The following is an 18807-nucleotide window of genomic DNA, read 5'->3' as shown; positions in this document are numbered from 1 at the left end:
CAGATAATATTTCGTCTATGAATATCTTGCTGCTAAACTATTTGTGCACGGTTAATCATTATACTCTCCCGGAAATTTGAAGTCAATAAAATAATCTCCTTACTATTTGAAAGTAAATGGGTGTTGGTTTTCTGCATTAAAAAGCACCCATGTCTCAAGTTTTGTGTAACTTGGGGCACGGGTGCTCATGATAATTTATTTATTTTGTCGCCATTTTGAACTGCAGGAACAGTTCGTTATAGCGTGTCAGATTTTCTTTGCCGAGGTTTTTGTACACTTCGAGATTCTTTGTCATCTCTGGTGTCGGATAGAAGCGTTTGTCTTCTGTCATTTCTTTCGGCATATATTTCAATGCTGCCTTATTCGGTGTGGAATAGGTGACGTATTCTGCGTTCTGAGCATTTACCTTCGCATCGAGTATGAAATTGATGAACTTGTAAGCAGCTTCTTTATTTTTCGCTGTTTTTGGAATGACGATGTTGTCGAACCATAGATTCGAGCCTTCCTTGGGAACGACATAGTCAAGGTCCGGGTTTTCATCAAGGATTTCTGAAGCGACACCTGACCAGCAAATGGAGACAGGAGCTTCATTATTCGCAAGGAGCATCCGCGCTTCATCACCGACAATGGCCTTTACATTTGGCATAAGCTTGTCGAGTTTCGCTTTCGCTTCAAGCAAATGCTTTTCATTCGTGTCATTCAATGAATAGCCAAGTGCGTTCAGGCCCATTCCGATTGTTTCCCGAGAACCGTCTGTTAACAAAATATCATTCTTTAGAGCAGGATCCCAAAGATCCTCCCAACTATTGAAGTTTTTATCGGGCAGCATCTTCTTATTGTAGGCGATGCCGACAGTGCCCCAGAAATAAGGAATTGAATATTTATTGCCCGGATCGAAAGGCAAGTTCAGGAATCGGCTGTCCAAGTTCTTGAAGTTCGGAATCTTGGATTTATCAAGAGGGATGAGCAAGTTATCCTCGGCCATCTTGTTCACCATATATTCTGACGGGACAGCGATATCATAATTGCTGCCGCCTTGCTGGATCTTCGTAAGCATCGCTTCATTTGAATCAAAGGTTTCGAGGACAACTTTGATGCCAGTCTGCTTCTGGAAGTCCTTCAGCAAACTTTCATCTATATAATCACCCCAATTGTAAAGGCTCAATGTGTTCTTTCCAGCATACCCTTGTGCGTGGTTGAGTTTGTAGATGGCAATGCCAAGCACAGCGCATGCGATGATAACAGCGACCATTGCCTGAGTAAGTTTTTTCATTTACTTTCTCCCTCCGACGCGAATTTTCTTGCGGCCGGCTACTGCATAGTAAGCAGCGACGACGAGCATCGTGACGAGGAACAGGACAGCTGATAGCGCATTGATCGTCAGAGAGACACCTTGGCGTGCCATGGAGTAGATTTCGACACTAAGCGTGCTGAAGCCATTCCCTGTGACAAAGAAGGTAACAGCAAAATCATCTAGTGAGTAAGTCAATGCCATGAAGAAACCAGCGAGTATGCCAGGGGCAATGAATGGCAATGTCACTTTTGAAAGGACACCCCAAGGACTTGCGCCAAGGTCACGTGCCGCATCGATCAATGAAGGGCTCATTTCGCCAAGCTTTGGCAACACCATCAGAACGACGATCGGAATGCTAAATGCAATATGCGATAGAAGAACCGAATAGAAACCGAGCTTGAGACCTGCTGTTGTGAACAAAATTAGGAAAGAAGCACCGATGATGACATCGGGACTAACAATCAGCACATTGTTCAATCCAAGAACCGAGTTTTTGCTCTTTTTGCGCATCTGATGAATTGCTAGAGCTCCCATTACACCAATGATTGTCGAGACTAGGGCGGAGAGCAATGCAACAATCAGTGTATTCAGAACGATGATAAGCAATCTCGTATTTTGGAAAAGTTCTTTATAAAATTCGAGTGTGAAGCCCTGAAAATGATACATTTTGCCGCCGCTATTGAATGAATAGAAAATTAAATAGAAGATCGGCAAATACAAAATCGCAAAGATGACAATGAGGAACAGGCGCCCTGGCCAATTAATCTTATCTTTCATCTTAGGCACCCCGCTTTCTGTTCCGGCTGCCGGTCACAATCATGAACAGGAACATGATGATAATTAGGAATACTGCAATTGTTGACCCCATACCCCAGTCCTGTGTGACGAGAAAATGCTCCTCGATCGCTGTACCGAGTGTGATGACACGGTTCCCGGCAATCAGTCGAGTCAGCATGAAGAGTGAGAGCGCCGGGATGAAGACAACTTGGCATCCAGACTTCACGCCATCAATCGTCAATGGGAAAATGACACGCCAGAAAGCGGTCCACTTCGATGCACCCATGTCCTGGGCTGCTTCAAGGAAAGTAGGATTCAGTTCATTTAAAGCATTGAAAATCGGCAAAATCATAAACGGAATGAAGATATAAACCGATACAAAGATGAAGCTAAAATCCGTAAACAGAATCTGCTTCGTGCCAATACCGATTGTTTCAAGGAAACTGTTCGCCATACCGTATGTGCTGAAGATTCCAATGAATGCATATGCCTTCAGCAGAAGATTGATCCAAGATGGCGCAATGATCAATAGGAGCCAAATCTGGCTATTGCGTGTTTTTGTCAGAAGATAGGCAACCGGATAGGCAATGGTCAAACTGACAATTGTAATGAGAAAGGCGTACCAGAAAGAACTGAGTGTCAGTTTCAGGTAAACCGGAGTGAAGAACTTCTCGTAGTTATGCAATGTCAGATTGCCATGAATGTCAAAAAATGAATAGTAGACAATCAGCGCGATCGGAAGTGCTACGAATAGAAGGATCCACAAGTAGTAGGGGAGCGCATAAACAAGTTTCGTAACGCGGCTATTCTGCACTTGCATCACCTTCTCCATATGACTCGAGACGACGATCAAATTCTTCTTCTGTCTCACCAATACGCATGACGTGGATGTCTTCAGAACCGAAATGTAGTCCGATTTCCGTTCCGACCGCTGCTTTTTTCGTTGAATGGACGAGCCATTCATTGCTGTTTTCATCAACACACATTAGTTCATAGTGAACACCGCGGAATAGCTGTGAAGAAACGGTCACATGAATTTTGCCTCGCTCTGGCGTTGTGATTTCCATATCTTCCGGGCGGATGACGACTTCGACTGGTTCATTCGGGTTAAGGCCCTGGTCGACACATTCGAATTCCTTGCCTGCAAAGCTAACGAGGAAATCGCGGATCATCGTACCTTTGACGATGTTCGATTCACCGATGAAGTCAGCTACAAAGCGGTTAATCGGCTCGTCATAAATGTCATTAGGAGTACCACTCTGCTGGATTTTCCCCTTGTTCAGGACAAAAATCTCATCTGACATGGCGAGTGCTTCTTCCTGATCATGTGTGACGAAGATGAAAGTGATACCTAGACGTCTCTGTAATTCGCGAAGCTCGTATTGCATAGCAGTACGCAGTTTCAAGTCGAGGGCGGAGAGCGGTTCATCAAGGAGAATCACTTGGGGTTCATTCACGATTGCACGCGCAATGGCGACACGCTGTCGCTGGCCACCCGACATTTCGGAGATTTCACGATTTTCATAACCTGCGAGATTGACGAAAGTGAGGGCCTGTTTTACTTTTTCTTTGATTGCTTTTTCTTTTACCTTGCGAATGCGCAATCCAAAAGCTACATTTTCAAATACATTAAGATGCGGAAATAGTGCATAGTCCTGGAAAACAGTGTTGACAAGACGCTTGTTCGGCGGCAGATTGTTAATTTTCTTGCCATTGAACAGAATTTCCCCGCTTGAAGCCTCTGTGAAGCCGGCGATTAGGCGGAGAATCGTCGTTTTACCGCATCCTGAAGGACCGAGTAATGTATAAAATTTCCCCTGCTCGATTTCAAAGCTTACATTGTCGAGCACGAGTGTTTCATTGTCGTATTGTTTGCTTACATCTTTGAATTGGATGATTGTCTTCTGTTCCAACTATCCTTCTCCTCTCGGCAGTACATATTTTCATCGTTCCCTAATATACAGGAAAGATGCTTGGATTTCGTCCAATTGAGCACGAAACAAAACCAATTATAATAGGTGGAAGCAGAAAATGAAACACCATAAATTCAGCGGATTGAAGAAATCAAGCTATAAGGAGGCTATGCATGCAAACGTTACAAAAGACAATGCTGTCTATAACGATACTGCTTCTCGTCATTTGTGCCGGTTGTACGACCTATAATGTTGAAGAGAAAACAGCGGCAGCAGCTGATCAGCGCAGTGATAAGGAAATCATTGATGGTGTCAAACCGATAGAAAAGAAACAGATGACATCTTTTCAAGATAGAAAAGTAAAACAAAATAGCGATAAGGATCAGCGGATAACTGTTTCAGCAGTAGGTGATATACTTATTCACGATGTCGTCTATAATTCAGCAAAAAAAGGAAATGGCTATGATTTCAAGCCGATTCTAAAAGAAATGAAGCCTTATTTGAGGAAGGCGGATCTTGCTTTTGCTAATCAGGAGTCAATGATTGGCGGATCTGCACTCGGGCTCAGTTCTTATCCGCGATTCAACAGTCCGTTAGAAGTCGGTAATGCGGTTGCGGACGCAGGAGTGGACATCGTCTCACTTGCTAATAACCACACGCTCGACCGAGGAGAAGCGGCAATCATGAGGGCGACTGATCACTGGAGAAAGCTCGGTGTTGCCTATGTCGGTTCTTACAGGAACGAAGGAGATCGGGAGAAACTGCGTATTCTCAAAACGAGTAGCGGGATGCGTGTCGCTTTTCTAGCTTATACATATGGAACAAACGGACTGTCTGTCCCACCTGGAAAGCCGTACCTCGTCAATCTAATTGATAAGAAGCGAATTGCTGGGGAAATTGCAAGAGCGAAAAAAGCGGGTGCGGAGGCAGTCGTTTTAAGCCTTCATTTTGGAGATGAATATGCGCGCGAGCCGAATAAGATGCAGGAAGACCTTGTCTGCTATGCGGCAAAAGCGGGTGCGGATGTCGTGCTCGGACATCATCCGCATGTCCTGCAGCCGGTTGAGTGGGTGAAAGGGAAAAATGGACGAACACTTGTCATACATTCACTCGGCAATTTCATCTCTGGCCAGAAGGGCGTATACAAACAGGCTGGCGGTATGCTCACTTGGGATTTTGTGAAAAAGGATGGAAGAATAACGGTTGAGCACCCACGTTTCATGCCGACTTGGGTGACGTACGGGAAGTGGACACCTGAACCGCTTTTCAAGGTGAAAAAGGGAATTTTGCCAAACCGTGATACCATCTATACGGAAGTGAAGTCTCATATGAAGAAGCGTATGCCCGACCTTGAGTTCATGGAGCGATGAAAACACGTATTGTTGATTTTTTCCTTCTTGGTTAGGCTATCTTTCTAGCTTATAATAGTAAAAGGTTGATTTTTTACCCGCCGAGGGAGGACAACGATGAAAACACTTTTAATAGATAACTATGACTCTTACACATATAATCTTTTTCAAATATTAGCAGGAATCAATGGGGAGCCGCCGACAGTTATTGCAAACGATAAGCTTGATTGGGAAGCTCTGAATGAAGCTGATTTCGATAACATCGTCATTTCGCCAGGACCAGGACACCCGGGCAATGAAGCTGACTTTGGCGTTTGTGCCAGGGTTTTGAAAGACGCGAAAGTACCAGTTCTCGGTGTCTGCCTTGGCCACCAGGGCATGGCGGAAGTCTTCGGTGGAAAGGTTATTCACGCGCCAGAAGCAATCCATGGCAGACGCAGCAAAGTGAAGCATGCGGATTCTGATGTATTTACAGGTATTCCGCAAGATTTCCGAGTTGTGCGCTATCATTCTCTTGTGGTAGATCCGGGAACGTTACCGGCTGAATTGGAGAAGACCGCCTGGACGGAAGATGGCATCATCATGGGGCTGAAGCATCGCACTCGCCCAATCTGGGGCGTACAGTTCCATCCTGAATCGATAGAAACCGAGTTCGGTGTACAGATACTGGAGAACTTTGCCCGCCTGACGAGAAAGATAAAAGGCTTGGATTCTTTAAATACTGAGTTGATATCTGATGGAGTTGGAGAGAGCGGCTCTGAAAATAACGCTGATTGGCGTGTCCATGTAAAAAAAATGAATCATTGGCATATGCCTGAGGATGTATTCCATGCTATGTATGCTGAACGTCCATACGCATTCTGGCTGGACAGTAGCCGTGCAGAGCCTGGAATGGCGCGTTTTTCATTCATCGGTGCTGGAGATGGGCCGAATGGTCAAATCATTCGTTATTCACTAGATGGAAAAGAGCTTGAAGTGAACCGGCAAGGAATGATAGAGAAGCGGAACGAAAGTATTTTCACTTATTTGGAAAAAGAACTCCACAGATTGCGTACGATGAACGATGACCTTCCTTTTGACTTCAATGGTGGATTCTGTGGTTACTTCGGTTATGAACTGAAGGCGGAAAGCGGTGGAGATGATGCGCACCATTCTTCGATGCCAGATGCGTGCTTCATTCTGGCGGACAGGATGATTGCCTTTGACCATGAAGACGAAACAGTTTATTTGCTTGAATTATTGCCTGAAGGAGTCCATGAAACAGGCTGGTCACTGGAAATGGATCAGGCTCTGCAAAAGCTGGATTGCTTAGCTCCGATTGTCCAGGGTGCAGAAGATGTGAGAGAAATTGATTTTGATCTATTCCGCGACCATGATGAGTATGTTGCAGATATTGAGCGGATAAGAAAGGAAATCATTGACGGAGAGACTTATGAAATTACGCTGACAAATGAAATTACAGCACGGACAGGCCTTGAACCTTTTGCGCTTTACCGATATTTGCGCCGACGGAACCCGGCACCATATTCAGCGTACTTAGCGCTTGAAGATGTTCATGTGCTGTCTTCCTCACCGGAACGTTTTCTCAAAGTGGAACGTGACCGTAATGTTACAGCAAAGCCGATTAAAGGGACGATTCGCCGCGGGGATGATATGGAATCTGACCATGCACTATTGGAAGAATTGCGTAACAGTGAGAAAAACCGTGCAGAGAATCTGATGATTGTCGATTTGCTGCGGAATGACCTCGGTCTTGTATGTGAAATTGGCAGTGTTCATGTGCCGAAACTGATGGATGTAGAAACATATGAAACAGTGCATCAGCTCGTTTCTACAATTGCGGGCAAACTGCGTAAAGAAATTTCTGTTGCAGAACTTGTCCGTTCAGCTTTTGCCGGCGGTTCAATGACAGGAGCTCCGAAGAAACGAAGCATGCAGATCATTGATGAAGTCGAGGGACGCCCGCGTGGCATCTATTCAGGGTCCATCGGTTTCCTAGGACTTAATGGAACAGCTGATTTGAACATTGTCATTCGTACAATCGTTCAGCAGGGCAATGAGATTTCCATAGGAGTAGGCGGAGCAATCACGATGCTGTCTGATGCAGAAGAAGAATATGAAGAAATGCTGTTGAAGGCAGAAGCGCTTATTCAAGCAGTGAGCGAAGCGGAGGCAGCAATGGAAAAAACCCGGACTTGAGTAAGTCCGGGTTTTTCTAATGGGAATACGATTCTGTCGCAAGTGGAGCGATAGTTATAAAACAACTACGTCAGCTTCGAAATGAACGCTGTCGCAATGCCGAAGTAAATCAACAAGGACAAAATATCGTTGATCGTTGTAATGAGCGGGCCAGAAGCAACAGCGGGATCAATTTTGAATTTGTACAAAACGAGCGGAATGATTGTACCGGCAAGTGTCCCGATAATTAGCGTCAGAAGAAGGGAGCTGCCGACAACAAGTCCGAGCGGGAAACTGCCGCGCCATACAAAGGCGATGATGGCGATGAGAATGCTGCACGTGATTCCGATGATAATACCGACCCATAGTTCACGTACAATCAGCTTCAATACCTGCTTGAATTCCAAGTCTTCTGAAACGAGTCCGCGCACAACAACAGCGAGGGACTGGGTTCCGGTATTTCCGGTCATACCAGCAATGAGCGGCATGAAGAATGCGAGAGCAACGACGGATTGCAATGTATCTTCAAAATTAGATATGATGCTGCCGGAAACGAGTCCGATGAATAAGAGCAGGATAAGCCATGGGAGACGCCTGTATGCGGCTACGAACGGATTCGTTTTGAAGTCTATTGATTTACCACTGGCGGAAAGCTTTTCAATATCTTCATTCGCTTCCTGGATGAAAATATCGATAACATCATCGACTGTCACGACACCGACAAGCGTATCGTCCTCTTGGACAATCGGCAAGGAGACGAAATTATAGCGGCTAATGAGCTTGGCGACTTCTTCCTGGTCTGTGAGCACATCTGCTTTGACGACACGATTGAACATGACATCTTCAATACGGTCATCGATGCTTCCAAGGAGCAGATCTTTATATGAAATAACACCTACGAGTTTCTTTTCATCATCAATTACGTACAGATAGTTCAAATACTGGGCAATCTCAGCGAAATGTTTCAGCTTGGCAATGGCTTCGCGAATTGTATAGTATTTCGGAATCCACACATAACGGTTGTTCATGACACGTCCGGCAGTTTCTGGCGGGTAGGTCATCATGTTCTGGACAACGGCGGATTCTTCCTGCTTCATTTCGCCGAGCAGTTCCTCAATTTGTTCAGGGTCAAGGTCTGTCAGTAGGGAAGCTAGATCATCATTTTCCATCATATCGAGTACTTTGGACGATTTCTCAATGCCCATTTTCTGAATGACTTCAAGCTGGTCTTCTGTCTCGAGCTCTTGAATCAGGTCTGTAAGCTGTTCAATTGTGAGGAAAACGAGGAATTTATTCTTATGCTTATTCGGCAAATGTTCATATTGCCTAGCAATATCATAGGGATGCAGTTCCTCCAGAATGTCCTGGAATTGTTTTCTTTTTCCTTCTTTTAAAGCCTGGATGATGGCCAGTGTGATTTCATTTTCTGTCATTGAGAGAGACATGTGAATCACCTCCAGTGTCTAGTGTATCCACTAATGAGCGATTTGCCTAGAGCAAACAATCATACAAATAGACAAAATTAAAAGAGGCAGGACATTTTCCCTCGCAGGGCAAATGTCTCTGCCTCTTTTAAATCTAATTATTGTTTTACTTGTCTGCCCAATCACGGCTCAGCATACCGTAAATTGCGTGGTCGACGAAGTGGTCATAGAGCCATTCGCCTTCCCGGACCTGGCCTTCTTCAGTGAAACCGAGCCGCTCCGGTATATGGCGGCTTTTATTATTCTCCGTCGCACAGCGAATTTCCATTCGATTCAGGGCCAAGTCATCAAACCCATAATTGACTAGACGACGGACGGCCTCAGTCATGATGCCTTGGCCAGTGTAGGTAGAAGAGAGCCAGTAACCAATATGCCCAATACGATTTTGCCAGTCAATTTGATTGAAACTGATTGTGCCGGCGAGCTGCCCATCTGCAAAAATACCAAAAATCATTGCTTTCCGCTGATCGTGCAGTTGTATGCTGTACTCGATGAACTGCCTTGAATCGGAGACATTCTGTATTCCATCAAGCCATGGGAGCCATTTTCGCAAATGATTCCGTGATTTGTCTGTTTCTAGAAACAACGCTTCATCATCAAGTGGTTCAAGTGTTTTTAAGCTGATCCAGTCATTTACTTGAAGTTCCATGTAATCTCCCCGCTCACTTTTCTTTTGTTTAAGAAGTATAGGCATGCAAAGGAGGAAAACACAAGTTTAGTGTCGTTTGTTAATCCATAGCACACCGGTTTTAGCAAGACGCGGCAGCCATCCTGTCATCGGCTTTTCCATCATGTTGCCGAAGCCTTCATTTTTCCCGAGTGATCCGAGTGTCCCTTTGAGCTTGATTGGCTTCGGCTTGCGCGGTTCCTTGCCATTCATGATAGCGAGGAGGATTTCGGCAATCTGCTGTCCTTGTTGACGCGCAAGCTGGCCGCTTGGAGAAAATTCTGACGCCGCACAGTCCCCGACTACATAGACATTCGTAGCTTCTGGTACTTGGTAGTACTCATTAACGATGATTTTGTCGTATTTGTCCTTCTCATATGGAAGGTCACGGACAACAGCGCTCGGCTGGACACCAGCTGTCCAGATTGTGACATTTGTCGGGATAAGTTTGCCTTTGTTAATAATTCCTTCTGGGGTCACTTCTTCTATTTGGCAATGGTGAATAACTTCGACTTCGTTTTTGGCAAACCATTCTTCAACGTAGTTCCGAACCTTGTCATGGAAAGGACGCAGTACAGATTCATTGCGGTCAAATAGACGTATGCGCAGATCAGGACGGCTTTCACGGATTTCAGCCGCAGTCTCAATACCACTTAGGCCGCCGCCGACAATGCCGATGATGCCTCCACCTGGCGTGTTTCCGACAGCGAGTGCTGTTTCGCGGGCCTGTTGAATAGTTTGGACGCTTTTTCCATACTCCTTGGCGCCAGGTACACCGTGATAGGCGTCTTCACAGCCGAGTGCGACAACAAGTGTATCATAAGGTATCTCCGGCTGATCTCCTTCTAACAATATTTGCTCATTCTCTGTATCGATCTTTGTCACTTCTCCGAAAACATATTTGACCCGCTTATCCTTAGGGAATTGCAATCGAACATCTACGTCCGCTTTTGTCCCGGCAGCAGTAGCGTAGAATTCTGTTTTAAGCGCATGATACGGGTTGCGGTCGATCATAGTGATTTCAATATCTTCCGGAAACGTGCTATGCAGGATATTGGCGACAATATTTAGTCCACCATATCCGCCGCCTACAACGACAAGTTTCTTCATTCAATCAGCCTCCATTCAAAGATTGTAACTGCCTGTCCAACAACATATATTCCCCGAATGAGGGAAAGCCAAAATACAAATAATTATAAAAGGCATATATAGAGTAGTGTATGCGAATTGCAGTTGGTTATAAGTAATGCGATTCAGCTATTCTTCCCAATTATTTTCTCGGAATTCTTCATTTGCTCTCTGAAGCAGTCTCGTGAATTGCTTAAGGCTTTCTTCGTCCCACTCGCCGAAAAGCTGCTGAATCCGTTTGGACTTTAAAGTACGATAGGCGTTCAGCTGCTCCTTGCCTGAGCTTGTCACAGTGAGAAAATGAGCCCGCTTATCAGAAGGATTTGGGCGACGGGCGAGGTAATCCTTTTGTTCAAGGCTACGGACTTGCCGGCTCATGGTTGATATATCAAGTTTGAAATAAGTTGCGAGCTCTTTAATGCTGGCGGTTCCTTTTGAATCAATATGTTGTAGGATGAGAAATCCGGAACGGTCCAGCATCCTGCCGGTTTGGCTTGGAGTCAGTGAGGTTATATAGCGTACAAGAGAAGCGAGTTCCAACTGCAAATCCTCGAATTTTTTATCCAAAACAAGGTCACTCCTTTACCATTTTCAATTGAAGTATGGTCAATAAGGTTGTATAATACAAGTATAGCATTTTTCACTTTTTATTCCCAGAGAGGATGGCGGTAACGATGAGAGCGAAAGATATGATGATTAAAGATGTCTACTTTGTAGGGGAGCACGCAACTGTAAGGGATGTAGTAAGACATTTCATCTCTCACCGAATTAGTGGTTTGCCTGTAGTAAAGGAAAATGGCGAACTGTGTGGCTATATAAGTGATGGGGACATCATGCGCTATATTGGCAAACACCAGGATATCATCATCGATTCAATCCTATCTGTAGGGGTTATTTCAGCGGATGATAGAAGCTTCTCCGAACGGGCACAGGAAGTGCTTGATCTCGATGTCCACTCGATTACAAAGCGCAAAATCATCACAATTGATGCTGAGGCAGAGGCTGAGGATGTCGCTGCAGTTCTCGGAAAGAAACAGATTAAGAAACTCCCTGTTACAGAACATGGCAAGCTTGTCGGAATCATCAGCCGCGGAGACGTTATTCGCAATACTTTTGAAAAGTTATTATAAAGCCGCCTCATAAGCGGTTTTTCTTTTGGAGCCGAACGCTTAGACTCCATACTTTATTCAATAATGAAAGGACCTTGTGTATGAAAACTACAACTAAGAATGCAACACCTTTGGATGCGGCTGCCGAACTGGAAAACGGCAGTAGCTTATTGAAACAGCCGCGTGCAGTATGGGCGGTCTTTTTTGCGGGAATCATCTCGTTCATGGGAATCGGTCTTGTCGATCCTATTTTGCCTGCGATTGCAAGCAAACTTGATGCAACACCAAGTGAAGTAACATTGCTTTTCACAAGTTACAATGCGGTAATGGCTCTTGCCATGATCATTACTGGGGCAGTATCTTCCCGTATTGGTATTAAGAAAACATTGCTTTCAGGCATTGTCGTTATAGCTCTTTTCTCCGCTCTTGGCGGTGCATCGGGCGATGTGTGGACACTTGTCGGTCTGAGGGGCGGCTGGGGTCTCGGTAATGCGCTCTTCGTGGCAACAGCACTAACTGCAATCGTTTCACTTTCATCAGGCGGTCCTGCAAAAGCAGTCATCCTTTATGAAGCAGCAGTCGGTCTTGGGATTTCGGTAGGCCCGCTCGTAGGTGGTTGGCTCGGTGCGATTTCATGGAGAGGTCCTTTCTTCGGTGTGGCAGTCTTGATGGTGATCGCTTTCTTTGCGATTGTTTTCCTAATGCCTTCTGATGGTAAAAAGGCGAATCCTTCAGTTGCACCTGTTAAAAAAACTTCTATACTTGATCCGTTCCGCGCTTTGAAGCATCGGTCCCTACTTATTTTTGGACTTGGAGCAGCATTGTATAACTTCGGTTTCTTTACATTGCTTGCGTATACACCATTTGTACTTGGCTTGGACGAGCACGGACTCGGATATGTCTTCCTCGGCTGGGGGCTGCTGCTTGCATTTACATCGGTCGTAATGGCACCGAGACTCAGCAACAAGTTCGGTACAATTGCATCTATGTGCGTCATGCTCATTCTGTTTGCACTGACTTTGTTCGCAATGGGTATTTGGACATCGAACCAGTCCCTGATCATCGTCTGTGTCATCCTAGCTGGTGCGTTCCTTGGAAATAACAATACACTTATCACGACTGCTGTTATGAATGCAGCACCTGTGGAACGAAGCACGGCGTCTGCCGCATATAGCTTCCTTCGATTCCTTGGCGGAGCAATTGCTCCATTTACAGCGGGCAAACTTGCAGAGGTGTATAACCCGCATGTGCCTTTTATTTTCAGTGGGGTTTTCGTCATTCTTTCAGTCATTTTGATTGTCTGGAATTACGAACATGTCAAGCATGTCAATGAGGTAGAAGGTCATTAATTGTCGATTTTGAAAGAAAAATGAGAAAAAGGTCTTGCCTTTTATTTGGAAGGGTAATATAATCTGATTAACGTTTCGTAACAAACGAAATGTTTTGACAAATCATTTAAAGACGATGACGGGAAAAAGTAAGGTTGAATCATTTTTTGAATAGAGAGCTCCGGCAGCTGAAAAGGAGTAAAAATGACAATCTGAAAAATGGCCCCCGAGTTGCATGCTGAATGGATGAGAATCCTTTAGGTATTGCCGAGATTTGGCGCTCGTTACCAACGCCATGAGTATAACAGGGCATTGATGCACCTGCGTACTTAATGAGACCATATTGTGTGAACAGTATGGTGAAGCAAGGTGGTACCACGCATATACAACCGCGTCCTTGCCGAGTGGATATTCGGCATGGGGCGCGGTTTTTGATTTGACCAATTGTCCGTCATGCCTGACGATATCCAACACCAAGCTGGAAACAGTAGCGGCTGAACGCGCGCAGCTGGTACTGATTTTCATACATTTATCATATCCTAATCCTACTATCATACGGAGGTTTTACACATGAGCAAAAACTTGGTACTTCAGACAGACTTCGGACTTTGTGACGGGGCGGTAAGCGCGATGCATGGTGTGGCCATTTCGGTCAATCCCCAGCTTCCTATCTTCAACTTGACACATGAAATTCCACAATTCAACATCTGGGAAGGCTCCTACCGCCTTTACCAGACAATCTCTTACTGGCCAGAAGAAACGGTATTCTGTTCCGTTGTCGATCCGGGTGTCGGAACTGACAGATTGAGCGTTGTGGCTAAGACGAGTGAGAACCAGTACATCGTAACACCGGATAATGGAACTCTCACACATATTAAACAGAACATCGGCATTGTAGCTGTAAGAGAAATCGATGAGAAAGTGAACAGATTGCCGAGGTCTGGAGATTCCTACACATTCCATGGCCGTGATGTCTACGCCTATACAGGAGCAAGACTTGCCTCTGGTATCATCAGTTTCGAGGAAGTCGGCCGCGAATTGAACGTAGATGATATTGTCGAACTTGAGCATGAACAGCCGCAGCTTGATGGTGCTGGCGTTGTCCATGGTAATGTCGATATCCTTGATGTACGCTTCGGCAACCTGTGGACGAATATTGAACGTGAACTGTTCCTGAAAGCAGGAATCAAGTACGGTGACGCTTTGGAAGTGACAATTTCCAATGGCAATCAGCAAGTTTACAAAAATATTATGACGTTCGGCCGCTCTTTTGCTGACAGCCGACTTGGCGAGCCGCTCCTATATGTGAATTCACTTGATAAGCTTGGCGTAGCTATTAACCAGGGCTCCTTCGCTGACGCATATCGAATCGGTACGGGAGCAAGCTGGCGCATCGCAGTTCGCCGTGCACCAAAAGTAATCTACAGTTAAAATTACAGAGAGAGAAGGTAAGGGAATATGAGAAAAAACAAAGTTCTATCCATTAAAACAATCGTTGCAATTGGAATAGGCTCGGCCGTGTTCGTTATTCTCGGCCGATTTGCTGCTATTCCGACAGGGATTCCGAACACATCTGTAGAGACAGCTTATGCATTTCTAGCTTTGATGTCTGTTGTATTCGGTCCTGTAGCTGGTTTGCTCATCGGGTTGATTGGTCATGCATTGAAAGATGCAGTATTCTATGGTTCGATATGGTGGAGCTGGGTAATCACTTCAGCTTTTGTCGGGCTGTTCATCGGGTTGGGTGCCTCTGTATTCAGAAGAAGTATCAATCCGGAAGAAGGTATTTTTACGAAATCATCAATTATTTATTTCAATATCATTCAAGCTGTCGTGCAGGCAGTTGCCTGGGGACTTATTGCTCCGACACTGGATGTCATCATCTACGCTGAACCTGCTAATAAGGTATTCACACAAGGCATCATCGCAGGAATTTCCAACATCGTCACAGTCGGTATTCTTGGAACAATTCTAATAGCAGCATATGCAAAAACACGCAGCAAGAGCGGTTCATTATCGAGAGAATAGAAGTTTTTCATTTGAATCATCAAGGTAAGTGCAACTGGTCAATAACGTTATCTTGATCATGGAGCATCTGCTTAACAGGGAGCCAATTATATGAAGAAGCCGGTTATTTCCTTTGAAAATTTCACATTTAAATACAGAAGCCAGAAGGAACCGACATTGCATGATATCAATTTAACGATCCATGAAGGTGAGATTGTGCTGATTGCCGGTCCATCCGGTTCTGGCAAGAGCACAATCGGTCATGCGATTAATGGGCTGATTCCATTTTCCTATAAAGGCGACATGACTGGCAGTTTGAAAATCCATGGCAAAGAAACACGGGACTTAGACATCTTCTCTATCGGACAGATGACAGGGACAGTTCTCCAGGATACGGACGGACAGTTCATCGGTCTTTCTGTTGGGGAAGACATTGCGTTCAGCCTTGAGAATGACCAATTGGAGCAAGCGGAGATGAAAGATATTGTCGCCAGGACAGCCAAGCTTGTCGATGTTGACACGCATCTGCATCATGGGCTTCATGAGTTGTCTGGCGGTCAGAAACAGCGTGTCTCACTCGCTGGTGTGCTCGTGGGGGACGGGGATATTCTTCTTTTCGATGAACCGCTTGCGAATTTGGACCCAGCAACAGGCAAACAGGCAATTGAACTGATTTCCCGTATATGCAAGGAAACAGGGAAGACGGTCGTCATCATTGAACACCGAATTGAGGACGTGCTGCATGGGGATGTGGACAGACTTGTCGTCGTGAACGAAGGAAAAATACTTGCGGATGGCTCCCCGGCAGATTTGCTTGCAACAGATGTGTTGGAACGTGCTTCAATACGAAAGCCGCTTTATTTGCAAGCGTGTCAGTATGCGGGATGTGATATTACGAGTGAGATGCACCCGGATCGGCTTGAATCATTCAATGTCCAGGCATGCAGTGAGGAACTGCAAGGATGGCTTGCTACACTTCCAGATGAAAAGCCTGAAAAATTAAGCGAAATGCTCCTTGAACTGAAGGATGTAACTTTTGGATATAGTTCCGAAAAGCTTACGATAAAAGGGATTGATCTGACGGTTCATAAGGGTGAGATGACGAGCATTGTCGGCAGGAACGGTGCTGGCAAGTCTACCCTTACGAAGCTAATATCAGGTCTTGAAAAGCCGACAACTGGACGGATTTTCATTAATGGTGAAGATGCTACAGAAGACACAATTGCCATGAGGGCGCGAAAAGTCGGACTCGTTATGCAAAATCCGAACCATATGATCAGCAAGCATATGATCTATGATGAAGTTGCATTTGGTCTTGTCATGCGCGGAGTACCGGAAGAGGAAATCCGTGAGCGCGTAGAAGAGACACTGCGGATTTGCGGTCTATACCCGTTCCGCAACTGGCCAATTTCCGCTCTTAGCTTCGGACAGAAGAAGCGTGTTACGATTGCGTCCATTCTTGTCCTCGAGCCAGAGTTGATCATCCTGGATGAGCCGACTGCGGGGCAAGATTTCCGCCATTATACAGAAATGATGGATTTCCTGGAACAGTTGAATAAGAGAGGTATTACGATTCTTATGGTGACCCATGATATGCATCTCATGCTCGAATATACAAAGCGAGCAGTTGTAATTGGTGATGGGAGAATTCTTGCCGACGCGCCAGCAGTTGATATACTCGCTGATCCGAATATTGTTCGGGAAGCACATCTGGCAAAGACATCACTAGGTACGCTTGCCGAGAGGGCGGGCATATGGAATCCACAAGAATTCACAAGAAAATTCATTGCTTATGACAGGGAGGTGCGAGCAGCATGGCGGTAGAGATGCTTTCATATATTGAGAGAGAATCACCATTGCACAGGCTTTCCGGTGCGACTAAGCTGATCATCTTCCTGTTCTGGTCGACAGCAGCAATGCTCACTTATGATACACGCATCCTGTTTGTCATGCTGATCGGCAGCCTGATCATTTTCAAAGTTTCACAGATTCAGTTGCGGGAAATTGCATTTGTCTTGCTATTTATTTTGTTTTTCCTGCTCTTGAATAACGTAGCTATTTATATTTTTTCACCGCGTCAGGGCGTTGAGATATATGGGACGAGTCATGAACTCTTCCATATTTGGGGGCGCTATAACGTAACTTGGGAACAGATTTTCTATCAGCTGAATGTGACATTGAAGTACTTTGTAGTCATTCCGGCTGCACTTCTGTTTATTGTGACGACACATCCGAGTGAGTTTGCTGCATCGCTCAGCCGAATTGGTGTCAGTTACAAAATCAGCTATGCTGTATCCCTGGCGTTTCGCTACATTCCTGATATTCAGCGAGACTACAAGACGATTTCGAAAGCTCAGCAGGCACGCGGAATCGATTTATCCCGCAACGAGAAATTTGGACGTCGGCTAAAAAATGCGGTAGCTATTATTATGCCGCTCATCATGTCGAGTCTGGATCGCATAGAGACAATTAGCAATGCGATGGAATTGCGAGGATTTGGTAAGAAGAAACGCCGCAGCTGGTATAGTGAGAAACCGTTTAAGAAGGCAGATATGTGGGCAATTTTAATAACAGTCGTTCTGTTTGTTGCAGCCATGGTTATAACTTTCCATGACGGTTCCCGTTTCTACAACCCGTTTAAGTGAAAACAGTCTTGTTAATTTTTCCAAATCGGAGTAAACTGTATTATCGAATTCATTTGGATCTTTTATAAAGGAAGACAAACTGTTGAGACGAATCTTGTACTATCTGCTAATTGTATTTCTCATTGCAACTATGCTGTACAATGTGGTTTTTGATCTGGATTTGTTTGCGTTGATCATCAATCTAGGGGCTTTGGCAGGTGTGCTCATTTTACCGAAATTAAATAAATGAGCACACAAAAAAGGGTGTCCCATAAGTCTAATTTGACTTATGGGACACCCTTTTTCGTATTGCTATACTTCCCAACCGATTTTGGCTCGGAAGCGATCATCTCGGAGTTTCCTGCGTGTCTGGCGAGCCCATCCTTTAACAGCGTCCACGGTCGTTTTCTCTTGTCTTGCTATGTCAGAGATGCTCATTTGTTCGACGATGAAGCAGCGGACCCATGTCCATTGGTTGGCAGTAAGATTCAGCTTAAGTTTCTGCCAAAGTGTCGGGTCATGAAGTACAATGTCTTGAGTCTTGCCAGGCAATGAGGCAGAAAGGCCACCGAGCTTCTGGTGGTTGCCATCTGTCAGGAGAACGGAAGTGGCGCTGACTGTTTCTCCATCATTTTTTCTTACACGCGTTTCTTTTCGTACAAGGTCGATGAGTCGGTTGCGTATCATGAAATTGAAGTACGTTCCCATCGTACCTTTCTCTGGTTTGTAGGAATCATAAGCATTCCATAAGGCACAGAGACCTTCTTGGAAAAAGTCAGAATGCGGATCCCGGATATTCATTCTGTTTATGTGGTAATGAATTCTCCTCTCGTTCTCTTTGAAAATTTCTTCAAACGTTATTTTCCCCAACTTTCCTATTCCTCCATTTATCAATTGTTGAAAAGCTTCCCCCAATCTATATATCGAAAAAAATGTTTGAGTGGAGTGC

The 18807-nt window shown here is 45.1% G+C and carries 18 protein-coding genes and 1 other annotated feature; of the genes, 9 read left to right on the top strand and 9 right to left on the bottom strand.

Going from position 1 to position 18807, the window contains the following annotated elements:
• Positions 1–199: 199 nt before the first annotated feature.
• The 4 genes from QR721_RS12165 to QR721_RS12150 are packed head-to-tail and all read right to left on the bottom strand — an operon-like array spanning position 200 to position 3984.
• Positions 200–1273 (bottom strand): ABC transporter substrate-binding protein, encoded by a 1074-nt coding sequence (locus tag QR721_RS12165; protein ID WP_348027343.1) that lies wholly within the window; start codon positions 1271–1273, stop codon positions 200–202.
• A complete protein-coding gene (locus tag QR721_RS12160; RefSeq protein WP_348027341.1) occupies positions 1274–2071 on the bottom strand; it encodes an ABC transporter permease in 798 nt (265 codons plus the stop codon).
• 1 nt (position 2072) lies between these two features.
• Complete coding sequence (locus tag QR721_RS12155) at positions 2073–2885, bottom strand: ABC transporter permease (protein WP_431189503.1); 813 nt, start codon at positions 2883–2885, stop codon at positions 2073–2075.
• Positions 2875–3984: an ABC transporter ATP-binding protein gene (locus QR721_RS12150; protein ID WP_348027337.1), complete on the bottom strand. Its 1110-nt coding sequence runs from the start codon at positions 3982–3984 to the stop codon at positions 2875–2877. The genes QR721_RS12155 and QR721_RS12150 overlap by 11 nt, the downstream gene beginning before the upstream one ends.
• Before the next feature lie 173 nt (positions 3985–4157).
• Here QR721_RS12150 and QR721_RS12145 point away from each other — a divergent pair, with 173 nt between their 5' ends.
• Together QR721_RS12145 and pabB are read left to right on the top strand one after the other, a co-directional pair.
• Positions 4158–5354, top strand: coding sequence for a CapA family protein (locus QR721_RS12145; RefSeq protein ID WP_348027335.1), 1197 nt, complete (start codon positions 4158–4160; stop codon positions 5352–5354).
• Between the two features lie 96 nt (positions 5355–5450).
• Complete coding sequence (pabB, locus tag QR721_RS12140) at positions 5451–7532, top strand: aminodeoxychorismate synthase component I (protein ID WP_348027333.1); 2082 nt, start codon at positions 5451–5453, stop codon at positions 7530–7532.
• Positions 7533–7597: 65 nt separating this feature from the next.
• On the opposite strand, the gene mgtE is transcribed toward pabB, so the two are convergent.
• The 4 genes from mgtE to QR721_RS12120 form a co-directional block, all read right to left on the bottom strand.
• Positions 7598–8956 (bottom strand): magnesium transporter, encoded by a 1359-nt coding sequence (gene mgtE, locus QR721_RS12135; protein WP_348027331.1) that lies wholly within the window; start codon positions 8954–8956, stop codon positions 7598–7600.
• Positions 8957–9101: 145 nt separating this feature from the next.
• The gene (locus QR721_RS12130) at positions 9102–9644 is read right to left on the bottom strand and encodes a GNAT family N-acetyltransferase (RefSeq protein WP_348027329.1); all 543 of its coding nucleotides are present in this window, start codon (positions 9642–9644) and stop codon (positions 9102–9104) included.
• 66 nt (positions 9645–9710) lie between these two features.
• A complete protein-coding gene (locus tag QR721_RS12125; protein WP_348027327.1) occupies positions 9711–10772 on the bottom strand; it encodes an NAD(P)/FAD-dependent oxidoreductase in 1062 nt (353 codons plus the stop codon).
• Positions 10773–10919: 147 nt separating this feature from the next.
• Positions 10920–11357, bottom strand: coding sequence for a MarR family winged helix-turn-helix transcriptional regulator (locus tag QR721_RS12120; protein WP_348027325.1), 438 nt, complete (start codon positions 11355–11357; stop codon positions 10920–10922).
• A 107-nt stretch (positions 11358–11464) separates the two neighbouring features.
• Between QR721_RS12120 and QR721_RS12115 the strand changes: the two genes are divergently transcribed.
• The 7 genes from QR721_RS12115 (at position 11465) to QR721_RS12085 (ending at position 18108) form a co-directional block, all read left to right on the top strand.
• Entirely contained in the window at positions 11465–11920 is a 456-nt protein-coding gene (locus tag QR721_RS12115; protein WP_348027322.1) for a CBS domain-containing protein, read from the top strand.
• 80 nt (positions 11921–12000) lie between these two features.
• Positions 12001–13248 carry an MFS transporter gene (locus QR721_RS12110; protein WP_348027321.1) on the top strand — a complete coding sequence of 416 codons (1248 nt, stop codon included), beginning with the start codon at positions 12001–12003 and terminating at the stop codon, positions 13246–13248.
• 106 nt (positions 13249–13354) lie between these two features.
• Positions 13355–13629 (top strand) — a binding site (T-box leader).
• 168 nt (positions 13630–13797) lie between these two features.
• Complete coding sequence (locus QR721_RS12105) at positions 13798–14658, top strand: SAM hydrolase/SAM-dependent halogenase family protein (RefSeq protein ID WP_348027320.1); 861 nt, start codon at positions 13798–13800, stop codon at positions 14656–14658.
• Positions 14659–14685: 27 nt separating this feature from the next.
• A complete protein-coding gene (locus tag QR721_RS12100; protein WP_348027318.1) occupies positions 14686–15255 on the top strand; it encodes an ECF-type riboflavin transporter substrate-binding protein in 570 nt (189 codons plus the stop codon).
• Between the two features lie 90 nt (positions 15256–15345).
• Positions 15346–17058 (top strand): ABC transporter ATP-binding protein, encoded by a 1713-nt coding sequence (locus QR721_RS12095; RefSeq protein ID WP_348027316.1) that lies wholly within the window; start codon positions 15346–15348, stop codon positions 17056–17058.
• Entirely contained in the window at positions 17049–17879 is an 831-nt protein-coding gene (locus tag QR721_RS12090; RefSeq protein ID WP_348027314.1) for an energy-coupling factor transporter transmembrane component T family protein, read from the top strand. Before QR721_RS12095 ends, QR721_RS12090 begins: the two co-directional genes overlap by 10 nt.
• Positions 17880–17961: 82 nt before the next feature.
• Positions 17962–18108 carry a hypothetical protein gene (locus QR721_RS12085; protein WP_348027312.1) on the top strand — a complete coding sequence of 49 codons (147 nt, stop codon included), beginning with the start codon at positions 17962–17964 and terminating at the stop codon, positions 18106–18108.
• 62 nt (positions 18109–18170) lie between these two features.
• On the opposite strand, the gene QR721_RS12080 is transcribed toward QR721_RS12085, so the two are convergent.
• Positions 18171–18728 (bottom strand): sigma-70 family RNA polymerase sigma factor, encoded by a 558-nt coding sequence (locus QR721_RS12080; RefSeq protein WP_348027310.1) that lies wholly within the window; start codon positions 18726–18728, stop codon positions 18171–18173.
• Between the last annotated feature and the right edge of the window lie 79 nt (positions 18729–18807).

Source organism: Aciduricibacillus chroicocephali, from assembly GCF_030762805.1.
GTDB classification, from domain to species: domain Bacteria; phylum Bacillota; class Bacilli; order Bacillales; family Amphibacillaceae; genus Aciduricibacillus; species Aciduricibacillus chroicocephali.
Note: the sequence above shows the minus strand (reverse complement) of the source record. Positions and strands in the feature narration are given on the sequence as shown.